The sequence below is a fragment of the Streptomyces sp. NPDC103540 genome, from assembly GCF_055584445.1.
In genome coordinates this window covers 303,496-313,963 of sequence record NZ_JBVJMA010000006.1, presented here as the reverse complement: position 1 = coordinate 313,963, position 10,468 = coordinate 303,496, and the positions used below count along the sequence as shown (strand labels likewise).

Genomic DNA, 10,468 nt, shown 5'->3' with positions numbered 1-10,468 from the left:
CTCAGGCACCCCCGCCCTGCAGGAGGCGCTCGGCCTCGTCCTCGTCCAGGTCGTCCAGCGAGTCGAGGAGGTCGTCGAGGGAGTCCCCGCCGATCACGATCGCGGACTCGATCCGCTCGGCGAGCGCTTCGATGTGGGGGCCGGCCAGGAAGTCATGGAGCGGGATCTCGACGCCGAACTCGGCGCCGATACGCGACAGCAGTCGCATGACGAGCAGCGAGTGGCCGCCGGACTCGAAGAAGTCGTGCCGGATGCCGGGGTTCTCGACGGGCAGCAGCTCGGTCCAGATCCGGACGAGGGCGGTCTCGGTGGACGTGCGCGGGGCGACGTACTCGGTCGTGGACGCCTGCCGGGGGAGGATCGGGGCGGGCAGGGCGCGCCGGTCGACCTTGCCGCTGATGGTGCGGGGCAGCCGGTCGAGCGGGACGAAGACGCGGGGGACGGCCACGTCGGGCAGTCGTCCGTCCAGGTGCGCGCCGACCTCCTCCGGTTCGACGGCCCGCGTGAGTTCCACGAAGGCGCACAGGTGGGCGACCTCGCCGTCGGCGTCCTTGACGGGGACGACGGCAGCCTCGCGCACCGCCGGGTGGCCGCGCAGCAGGTGCTCGATCTCGCCGAGCTCGATCCGCACGCCACCGATCTTGATCTGGTGGTCCTTGCGGCCGATGAACTCCAGCGATCCGTCGGGCAGCAGGCGGCCGTGGTCGCCGGTGCGGTAGACGATGTCGTCGGGGTCCTCGCCGAGCGGGTTGGGCACGAACGCCTCCAGGGTGGCGTCCGGGCGCAGGTAGTAGCCGAGCGACATGTAGGGCGTGCGGATGTGGATCTCGCCGACCGTGCCCTGCGGGCTGGGGCGGCCGCGGCCGTCGAGGACGGCGATCCGGGCGCCGGGCATGGGCTTGCCGACGGGGATCAGCTCGCGCTCGGTGTCGGCGGGGGTGACCACGTGGAAGGTCTTGGTCATGGTCGTCTCGGACGGCCCGTACAGGTTGACCAGCGTGACGCGCTCGCCGTGGCGGGCGAACCAGCGGCCGGCGTCGGCGGGGGCGAGGGGTTCGCCGGCGGTCAGGACGGCGCGCAGGGAGGAGAAGTCGGGGCTGTCGGCGGTCTCGGTGGCGGCGGCGAGTCCCCGGAAGACGGAGGGCACGCAGTGGACCAGGTCGAGGGCGCGGGCGTCGATCCAGCGGCCGAGTTCGCCGCCGTCCAGGAGCAGGCCGGGCGGCGGGACCACGGCGGTGCCGCCGGTGGTCAGCGGGACGAAGAGGTCGCGCAGGACCGCGTCGAAGGCGACGGAGGCGAACTGGCTGACGCGCCAGCCGGGTTCGACGCCGAGCAGCTCGCTCTCCCAGCGGATGTAGTGGTCGATGCCGCGCATCCGGCCGGCGATGGCCTTGGGCGTTCCGGTGGAGCCGGAGGTGAAGAAGATGTACGCCGGGTCGTCGGGGTCGGGGACGTGCGGGTCGGCGAGCGGCTCCTCGGCCGGGACGGGCAGGGCCAGGTCCACGCGGAGGCGGCGGGCCTGCGGCAGGGCGGTGTCGAGGAGCTCCCCGACGCGCTCGCTCTCGCCGGAGCCGGCGACGGCCCATTCGGCGGCGGTGCCGGACAGGGTGTCGCGCAGTCGCAGCGCGGGGCCGGCCAGGTCGAACGGGACGAAGACCGCGCCGGTCTTCAGGATGCCGAGCACCGCGACGGCGAACTCGCGCCGGTCCGCGGTCAGTACGGGTACCAGGGCGCCGGGGGTCGCGCCGGCGGCCCGCAGCTCGCGCGCCAGGCGGTCCGACCGGGCCGTCAGGTCGGCGTAGGTCAGGTCGCCTTGCGGGGTCTCCACGGCCACGTGCTCCGGGAACCGTTCTGCGGCCTGCCCCACCAGGGCGTGGATCGGGTCGAACGCCATCGTGCTTTTCCTCCATCGGTCGGGGCCGGCGGTGCCGCCCCGGCGGGTCATGAGTGGTCGGGCAGGCCGAACGAGTCCAGCAGGATGCCGAACGTGAGGACGATCAGGAGCAGGTCGTCGCCCAGGTGCGGGTGGAGCTCGTAGTCCGGCGCGGTGTACTGCTTCTTCAGCAGTTCGGTCACCTCGGGGTCGAAGTAGCCCTGTCGCTTGATGCGGTCGTGGGCGAGCATGTCGCCGACCCATTCGGGGTTGCGGCGCAGCAGCGCCGGGCTGCCCGGTGCGCGGAAGCCGAACTTCTCGCGCTGGATGACCGGGTCGGGCACCAGTCCGCGGGCCGCCTGCTTCAGGACGTACTTCTCGGTGCCGCCGTGGACCTTCAGGCGGGGCGGGATGCGGGTCGCGAAGCGGACCACGTCGATGTCGAGGAACGGGTAGCGGGCCTCGACGGAGTTCGCGAGGGCCATCCGGTCGCCGTGGTCGGTGAGCAGGTGGTCGGTCAGGCGCAGTTTGAAGTCGAGGTACGAGCGCTGGTGCAGCGGGTGCCGGCCGCGCAGCATCGAGCCGTCGGCCACGGGGTGGCGCAGGGCGTCGAAGTCCGCGAAGGCGTCGACGAGGTCGGGCGCGTACAGGTCGAGCTTGGACTCCCGCCAGGCGTGGTAGTCGCGTTCGTAGAACACCCCGGAATCGCCCCACAGGGTCCGGCGTGCCTCGCGCTCCAGGCGCCCCTCCAGGCCGCCGGCGTGCGTCTCGCGGTGTCCTGCCTGGTCGAAGCGGTAGCCGAGGTAGCCGCCGAACAGTTCGTCCGCGCCCTCGCCGGTGAGCACGACCCGGGTGCCGGAGTCGCGCACGGCGCGGGACAGGGCCAGCGAGCAGGTGTTGTAGGTCTCCTTCACCGGCGTCTCGGCGTGCCACACCATGCGCTGGAGTTCGTCGGCGATGTCGCCGGCCTCGAAGCGGGTCTCGTGGTGCCGCGGGCCGAGCAGGTCCACCATCGTCCGCTGGTGGCGGGACTCGTCGATGCCCCGGTCCTCGAAGGAGATGGAGAAGGAGTTCGGGCGGGCCCCCGGGAGCGCGCGGTGGACCAGCGCGGCGATGAGGGAGGAGTCCAGTCCGCCGCTGAGGTAGTAGCCGACCGGGACGTCCGCCTGGAGTCGGCGGTGGACGGAGGTGGCCAGCAGCTCGCGCAGCGTCTCGATCCAGTACGCGTCGTCGTGCCGCTCCTCCTCGCCGTCCGGCGGGTAGTCGAGGTCCCAGTAGGTGGTGGTGCGCACCTTCCCGTCCTCGACGAGCAGGTACTCGCCGCCCTTGAGGGCGCTGACCCCGCGGAAGACGGTGCGGGGGCTGACCGCGCCGGGGAAGGTGAGGACCTGGTCGAGGCCGGTGAGGTCCACGGCCCGCTCGACGGCGGGGTGTTCGAGGACGGCCTTGATCTCGGAGCCGAAGACGAGGTGCTCGTCGGTGTGGGCGTAGTAGAGGGGCAGGATGCCCATGTGGTCGCGGGCCAGCATGAGGCTGCGCCGGCCGCGGTCGTAGAGCGCGAAGGCGAACTGGCCGTTGAGCCGGTCCAGGAGGCCGGTGCCGTGCTCCTCGAAGAGGTGCACGATGACCTCCACGTCGGACATCGTGGTGAACCGGTGGCCCTTGGCCTCCAGTTCGGCGCGCAACTCGCGGTGGTTGAAGATCTCGCCGTTGCAGACGAGGACGAGCGATCCGTCCTCGTTGCGGATGGGCTGGTCGCCCGCGTGCACGCCGACGATGCTCAGGCGTCGGAATCCGAGGCCGGCGTGCGCGTCGAGGTAGCGGCCGGCGGAGTCGGGGCCGCGGTGCAGCAGGGTGGCGGTCATGGTGTCGAGTACGTGGCCGTCGACGGCGGGCGCCGCACCGAGTGCGACCGCTCCGGTGATTCCGCACATGGCGGATCCCCCTTTACTGATCGTTGGGTGGGCGTCAGGCGCGGATGCCGCGCCCGGAGGCGGTGACGTCGGTCAGCGCGTCACCGTGCGTGCTCCAGGTCAGGTGGGACGGCATCGGCGGCAGTCCCGCCGTCTGCGGGAGTCCTGGCGTGTAGCCGGTCAGCCAGAGCGGGACCTCGCCGTCGCCCCGTACCCTCAAGGTGATCTCGACCCCGTCGGCGGGGACGCTCCACAGGACGAACCCCCACTTCCAGGGGCCTTCGGCGAAGGGCCGGTTGACGCCGCCCTCCACGGTCACGCCGAGCAGCGTGGCCTCCTCGACGGTGTGCCGGGAGACGTCCGCCATCAGGCTGACGTAGGAGGTTCCGGGGGCCGGGGTGACCTTCAGCCGTACGGTGCGTTCCCCTCCGGCGCCGCTCTGCGCGCTGACGGTGGCCTCGGGCGCGGCGGGGCGCGGTCCGTCGCCGGTCGTGGCGCGCGCGGCGTAGGGCAGGACGGGCGGGAAGGTGGGGAAGTCCGCGGCGACCGGCCCGCGCTCCAGGCCGGTGACCTTGCGGGTCCAGGCCGGCGGGGAGGCGTCGGAGCTCGCCCAGGTGCCCTTGCCGCTGTCGGCGTCCCAGAGGTAGGCGAGGCTGGTGTGGGCGGGGCGCCCGGGTGCGAAGCCGTCCACCTTCATGCCGGTCAGCAGCAGTGCGGAGGCCGCGGCCACGGCGAACAGCGCGGTCAGGCCGGGGGCCCGGCGGGGCAGGGCCCCGGTCAGCGCCACGAGCGGGACGGTCACGAAGGCGCAGAGCACCAGGGGGACGGGGGCCGCCGAGATGCCCAGGGTGGGGAAGATCAGGGTGATCACGGGCAGGAACAGCACCAGCGCGGGCAGGGCCGCGGCCGACGCGCCCACCGCGTGCCATCCGGCGTCCCCCCGGCCCCAGCGCAGGGCGGCGGCCAGGGCGGCGCAGCCGATCAGCAGGGGCCAGGTGAACAGGTACGCGGCGCCCGGCGCGAGGACGGCGGTGACCAGGGCGAGGAAGGCGAACCAGCCCCAGGCTCCCAGCGTCAGCGCGAGCACCGGAACGCGGCGCCGCAGCAGCACGTACCAGCCGAGCACGGCGGCGAGGCCGAAGACGAGGAAGGAGGCCCGGTACCAGCCGGGTCGGTAGGTGTCGCCCATCAGCAGGTTCTGGTACTGCGGCCGGATCAGGACGGCGAGGGACCAGAGGCAGAAGGCGGTGAACCAGGAGGCGACCAGGGCTCCGAAGAAGCCGAGGGCGCCCTTGACGGTCCCGCCGCGCAGTGCCCCGGTGCGCCGGGCGTACCACACGGTGGCCGCGTAACCGAGGACGGCGAGGCCGGCCAGGACGAGGACCAGGGAGCGCGCGTAGTGGACGAGGAACCCGAGGACGGTGAAGTAGGTGTGTTCCCCGCCCGCCGGCGCGTCCAGCGGCTGCCCGCCGAGCGTCCGGGCCACGGCCAGCACCGAGTCGCCCTGGTGCTGGAGACTGCCCCGGTCGACGTTCGCGGTGGCGTCGCCGGTGGTGTGGTAGCGGGCCGAGCCGTCGACGAAGGCGAAGTTGAGTCCGGTGAAGCCGGCTTCCTTGAACTCGCTGAAGTCGGTGTGGTTGGACATGAGTCGGTAGATCTCGTCGGCCAGGGAGGTGGCGACGGGGCGGTCCGCTCCGCCGAGGGCTGGCAGCACGCCGCTGTTGCGGCGTCCCGACTCGAACATGATCGAGGGGCCGGAGACGCCGCGCGCCTCCAGGTTGAGCACGACCGTGTTCGCGGGGTCGGCGGCCTTCTTCGCCACGTGGTCGTGGGCGCCGAGCAGGCCGGCTTCCTCGCCGTCGGTGAAGAGGACCTCGATGTCGTTGCGGGGCGTCCCGTCCTCCCGCAGGGCCCGGACGACCTCCAGGACGGCGGCGACGTTGACGCCGTTGTCGGCGGCGCCGGGCCCGGCGGGGACGGAGTCGTAGTGGGCCACCAGCAGGACGGTGCCGGTGGGGTCGGTGCCCGGGAAGCGGGCGAGGACGTTGGAGATCTCCCCGACCTTGGCGGTGCCCTCTCCGTTGACGGCGACGGTGTCGCTCTCCACGGTCACCCGGCCGCCCAGCGCGGTCAGGCGCCGCTCCAGGTGCCGGCGCACCTCGGCGGCGGCGGCGCTGCCCATGGGGTGCGCGGTGCGGGCGACGACCTCGGCGTCCTCCATGGCCCGCGCGGCGGAGAACTCCCGCGCGGGTGCCGTGGCGGAGGCCGGGGCCGGGGGCTGGAGGGTGTACAGCGACCACCCGGTGAGCGCCAGGACGAACAGCAGTATGAACACCGCTGCTTTCCGGGGAGTTGTGCGTGACACGTTGGTACCCAATCGGTGGTGCTCGTTGTGCGTGCGTGCAGGGGAACGTACGACCGCCGAGCCCGGCGGGGTGCTACTCGTTCGAGGCCGTCGCGCGGCCGCTCCGCCGGTTGCGCTGCGCCTCACGGGCGATCAGGCGGAAGAAGGCGGGATAGCTGCGGTGCGAGTGCACCGCCAACTCCAAGGCCACGGAGTGGCGTTCGGGAAGGCGGTTGATCGGCACCGACATGGCGGCGTGGTGCTCGACGTGCAGGTTGTTGCCGTTGGTGTACCAGGTACTGAAGCGACTGCCCGTGATGGTGCGGGTGTTGCGCAGCACGTCGGTACTGGAGTTGTCGCACAGGATGTGCTCGGGGAGCTCCACGAGGAAGTGGAGCGGTACCGCCACCAGCAGCGGCAGCACCCAGAGCATCAGCACCTGCTCACCGAAGCCCGCGCAGGCGGCGGCCACGGCACCGAGCAGGCACAGGGCCATGATCCGGTACTCGTTCACGACCTCACGGCGGCGGCGATCCGGGATCTCCCCCAGGTCGTACGTCCAGCTGCCGCGCACGCTGCGCGCCATGTCGCCCAGCACCACGAGGATGCGGCCGAAGTTGAACAGCTCGCGCAACAGGGCTCCCCAGGTGATGGGTTGCCGGGTGTCGAATCCGAAGAACTCCGAATCCTGGGGCGTGCCCAGGTACTTGTGATGCTGGAGGTGACGGATGCGGTAGTGGCTGTAGCCGACGAACAGCGGTATCCCCAGGGGGATTCCGACGATCCGGTGCCACCGGGGGTCGAGGAACGCGGAGTGGTGCAGGCACTGGTGCTGCAACTCCACGGTGTGGGTGTACATGGCGCCGAGCAGGACGACGCCTGCGATCCGGGTCGACCAGTACGGCGAAAGGGCGAGCAGGACGCCCACCACGATCAGGACGAGGGCGACGGCCAGTTTTACGATGAAGTCGAATTGGTCCTTCGACGTCGTACGGGCCCGTTGCCACAATATCTTCGACGCAGCGTCATCAACCTGGCTGGCCAATGTTCGCTACGCCTGTACGGCTGTGTTCCGCAGCAGGCATTCCGCCTGGGCGGCAGCAGTGGGCTTTTCGAAGAGTTCATTCAGAAGAAGGCCTTCGAGTTCCTGCCCCTGCTCCTCCCCTATCCCTTGTTCGGTCAGCAGTCGAGATATCGACTGGAGAACGAGGAGTGAATATCCACCCAGCGCGAAGAAGTCACTCTCCTGCGGGTCGATTGTCGTCCGGTCGATTTCGAGGACATCAGCCCAGATACCGACGACTTTTTCGGTTACTTCTTCCAGATGCGTCTGGTCAAACGCATGGTCGAAGCTCATGAGGACCCCCTCAAGAACCTGCACCCACGAATCCTTTGGTGCAGCTGTATGAATGCGCCCAGAAGGCGGCAGACCCCCCTGTTGTGGAGTGGCCGCGCCCCCGGTGCCGCTCGTTGCCGTATAGAAACACACCGTGGATCTTCGAGACAAGACTTGTCGGGCCATCGCTTCGAACGAGTGCGGGACAGTCGGACGATAAGCACCGGGGGATCCGGACATACCGGTTTGTACTTGTTTTTGGAACGAGGGGATCCGGTTTATGGAATGAGGGAATCCGGCTTGACGACGAGGTCCGCGACCTCACCCGCCGTCGCGAAGCGGACATCCCCTCGTTCCTGGGCGAAGCGGATGAAACTCTCCAGGCCGCGCAGCCGCGAGGGGCGTCCCGTGAGGAACGGATGGACCGTCAGGACGCAGAGCGAACCGTGCTCCCGCATGGCGTCGAGCTCGGACGTCCAGAGGTCAACCACCTTGCTGGGGGCCTCGATCAGCTGGCCTATGTTGGGCTCGGGAAGGAAGGCGTACTGCTCCCAGTCGTCCAGCAGCCAGTGGACGGGCAGCTCCGCGATCGGCTTCCGGGCGGCCCCGGCGAGGACCACGTACGGCCGGTCGTCGTCCATCAGGGAAGAGTCGTACGACAGCCCGTACTCGGGCAGCAGATCCAGGGTGTAGCGGGTCATCTCCCAGTTGGGGGCCCGGTATCCGCGCGGGGTCACACCGAATCGCGCAAAGGTCTTGAGGGAGGCCTCCAGCTCCTCCCGCTGTTCTCCCTCGGAGAGGTGGACGGGGTGGCGGTGGGTGAATCCGTGCAGGCCAATTTCCTGGCCCCGGTCGCGTACCGACTCCACGACGGACGGCCAGCGCTCCGCGGTCACACCGGGTATGAAGAATGTCGAGGGAACGTCCATCCGCTCCAACAGGTCCAGAATCCTCGGGACGCCGACGCGCGGCCCGTATGCCTGGTGCGACATGGTCGTGAGGTGGTTGATGTAGTGCTCGCCCCGGGCCAGAACCGGAGATTCCGCGTCTACATCGACACTAATGACGACGACGGCCTTGTCGTCACCCAGCCAGTTTCCCGACTCCGCCCGCTCCGGCCAGTCGACCACGGGCACCCGGGAAGCGTTGATTTCCGCGTCCGACACACCATCGCCCTGCACCACTTCACTCATGTACCGTACCTCCGAAGTTCGGTTGACCATCGCAGCTGTCGTTTTGAAAGCCGCGGTCCGGCGCACTATAGCCGGCCGGCGCGGCAAGGGGAGAAGCGCAATGAGCGAGCAGAATCAGAACGCACCGGCCTATCGGGTCGTCGTGAATCAGGAAGAGCAGTACTCGATCTGGCCGCTCGGCGCGCGGGTGCCCGCCGGCTGGCGCGAGTCCGGCACGGAGGGCTCCAAGGAGGAGTGCCTGGCCTGGGTGGACACGGTCTGGACGGACATGCGCCCGCTCAGCCTGCGCCTGCACATGGAGCGCGAGTCGGCGGCGGAGTCCTCGTCGTGACGATCAGCATGACCGTGGCCGGGGCGGGCGTGGACGCCCCCGACCTCCTGCCGGTGGAGAACCCGGCCACCGGCACCGTGTTCGCCCACGCGCCCGACTGCGGCCCGGACCGGCTCGACGAGGCCGTCGCCGCGGCCGTCGCGGCCGGGCCGGCCTGGGCCGCGCTGACACAGGACGAGCGCCGGGCCCACCTGGTGGAGTGCGGCGGCCGGCTCGCCTCGGAGGCGGACGGGATCGCCCGGCTGCTCAGCACCGAGCAGGGCAAGCCGCTGCGCGACGCCCTCGCCGAAGTCGAGCTGTCCGCGGGGTGGTTCGGCCATACCGCGAAGCTGTCGCTGACCACCGAGGAGCTCGTACGGGACGCGTCCTCGGACATCACGCTGTCCCGGGAGCCCTACGGGGTGGTCGCCGCCATCGCCCCGTCCAACTTCCCGATCATCCTGGCCATGTGCAAGGTCGCCCCCGCCCTGCTGGCGGGCAACACGGTCGTCCTGAAGCCCTCGCCCCTGACCCCGCTGTCCACGCTCCGCGTCGGCGAGCTCCTCCGGGAGTGCCTGCCCCCGGGCGTGCTCAACGTGATCTCGGGAGCCGGCGACCTCGGGGAGGCGCTCACCACCCATCCCGGTGTCGACCTCGTCTCCTTCACCGGCTCGATCGAGACCGGACGCGCGATAGCCCGGCACGCCGCCGGCCGCTTCACCCCCGTCGTCCTCGAACTCGGCGGGAACGACCCGGCGATCGTGCTGCCGGGGGCCGACGTGGACGCCATCGCACCCGCCCTGTTCGGCGCCGCGCTCGCCAACTGCGGCCAGTTCTGCGCCGCGGTCAAACGGATCTACGTACCGGAAGGGCTGCGCGCGCGCCTGGCGCAGCGGCTGGCGGAACTCGCCGAACAGGCGGTGGTGGGCGACGGAGCCGACCCCGCCACCCACTTCGGGCCGTTGATCAGCCGGCCCCAGCGCGACCGGGTGGCCGCCCTGGTCGAGGCGGCCGCGGCGGCGGGCGCCACCGTCCTCACCGGCGGTGAGGTGCCCGAGGGCCCCGGGCACTTCTACCCGCCCACCGTGGTCACCGACCTGCCGGCCGGCACCGCCCTGGAGGTGGAGGAACAGTTCGGTCCGGTGATCCCGGTGATCGGGTACACCGAAGTCGAGGAGGCCCTCGCACGCGCCAACGCCACCGAGTTCGGCCTCGGCGCCTCCCTGTGGGGTGACGAGGCGTCGGCGCGCGCCCTCGCCGGGCGCCTCGACTGCGGCACGGTCTGGATCAACACCCACGGCGACCTGCGCCACGACGTCCCCTTCGGCGGGGCGAAGAGCTCCGGGGTCGGCGTGGAGTACGGCTACCTGGGCCTGCTCGCCTACACCCGCCCGAAGGTCCTGAACGTCCGCGGTCCCCGGGGCTGACCCGGCCTCCCCGGGCGGGGCACCGCGCGGCACGCCGACGGCGGGGCCGTCGGCACCCGTGATCGCCTCGGC

The 10,468-nt window shown here is 71.0% G+C and carries 8 protein-coding genes; 2 read left to right on the top strand and 6 right to left on the bottom strand.

Annotated features, from left to right (window positions below; translation table 11 throughout):
* Position 1 precedes the first annotated feature (1 nt).
* The 6 genes from ACZ6ZI_RS17130 to ACZ6ZI_RS17105 form a co-directional block, all read right to left on the bottom strand.
* A complete protein-coding gene (locus ACZ6ZI_RS17130) occupies positions 2–1,894 on the bottom strand; it encodes a non-ribosomal peptide synthetase (RefSeq protein WP_469521238.1) in 1,893 nt (630 codons plus the stop codon).
* Between the two features lie 47 nt (positions 1,895–1,941).
* Entirely contained in the window at positions 1,942–3,807 is a 1,866-nt protein-coding gene (gene asnB, locus ACZ6ZI_RS17125) for an asparagine synthase (glutamine-hydrolyzing) (protein WP_469521235.1), read from the bottom strand.
* A gap of 34 nt (positions 3,808–3,841) precedes the next feature.
* Positions 3,842–6,121, bottom strand: coding sequence for a M20/M25/M40 family metallo-hydrolase (locus ACZ6ZI_RS17120; RefSeq protein ID WP_469521232.1), 2,280 nt, complete (start codon positions 6,119–6,121; stop codon positions 3,842–3,844).
* A gap of 103 nt (positions 6,122–6,224) precedes the next feature.
* Positions 6,225–7,139 carry a fatty acid desaturase family protein gene (locus tag ACZ6ZI_RS17115; RefSeq protein WP_469521229.1) on the bottom strand — a complete coding sequence of 305 codons (915 nt, stop codon included), beginning with the start codon at positions 7,137–7,139 and terminating at the stop codon, positions 6,225–6,227.
* Between the two features lie 42 nt (positions 7,140–7,181).
* Entirely contained in the window at positions 7,182–7,487 is a 306-nt protein-coding gene (locus ACZ6ZI_RS17110) for a phosphopantetheine-binding protein (RefSeq protein ID WP_469521226.1), read from the bottom strand.
* 257 nt (positions 7,488–7,744) lie between these two features.
* Complete coding sequence (locus ACZ6ZI_RS17105) at positions 7,745–8,659, bottom strand: polysaccharide deacetylase family protein (protein ID WP_469521223.1); 915 nt, start codon at positions 8,657–8,659, stop codon at positions 7,745–7,747.
* A gap of 100 nt (positions 8,660–8,759) precedes the next feature.
* On the opposite strand from ACZ6ZI_RS17105, the gene ACZ6ZI_RS17100 reads away from it, so the two are divergent.
* Together ACZ6ZI_RS17100 and ACZ6ZI_RS17095 are read left to right on the top strand one after the other, a co-directional pair.
* The gene (locus tag ACZ6ZI_RS17100) at positions 8,760–8,990 is read left to right on the top strand and encodes an MbtH family protein (protein ID WP_469521220.1); all 231 of its coding nucleotides are present in this window, start codon (positions 8,760–8,762) and stop codon (positions 8,988–8,990) included.
* A complete protein-coding gene (locus ACZ6ZI_RS17095; RefSeq protein ID WP_469521217.1) occupies positions 8,987–10,396 on the top strand; it encodes an aldehyde dehydrogenase family protein in 1,410 nt (469 codons plus the stop codon). The genes ACZ6ZI_RS17100 and ACZ6ZI_RS17095 overlap by 4 nt, the downstream gene beginning before the upstream one ends.
* Positions 10,397–10,468 lie beyond the last annotated feature (72 nt).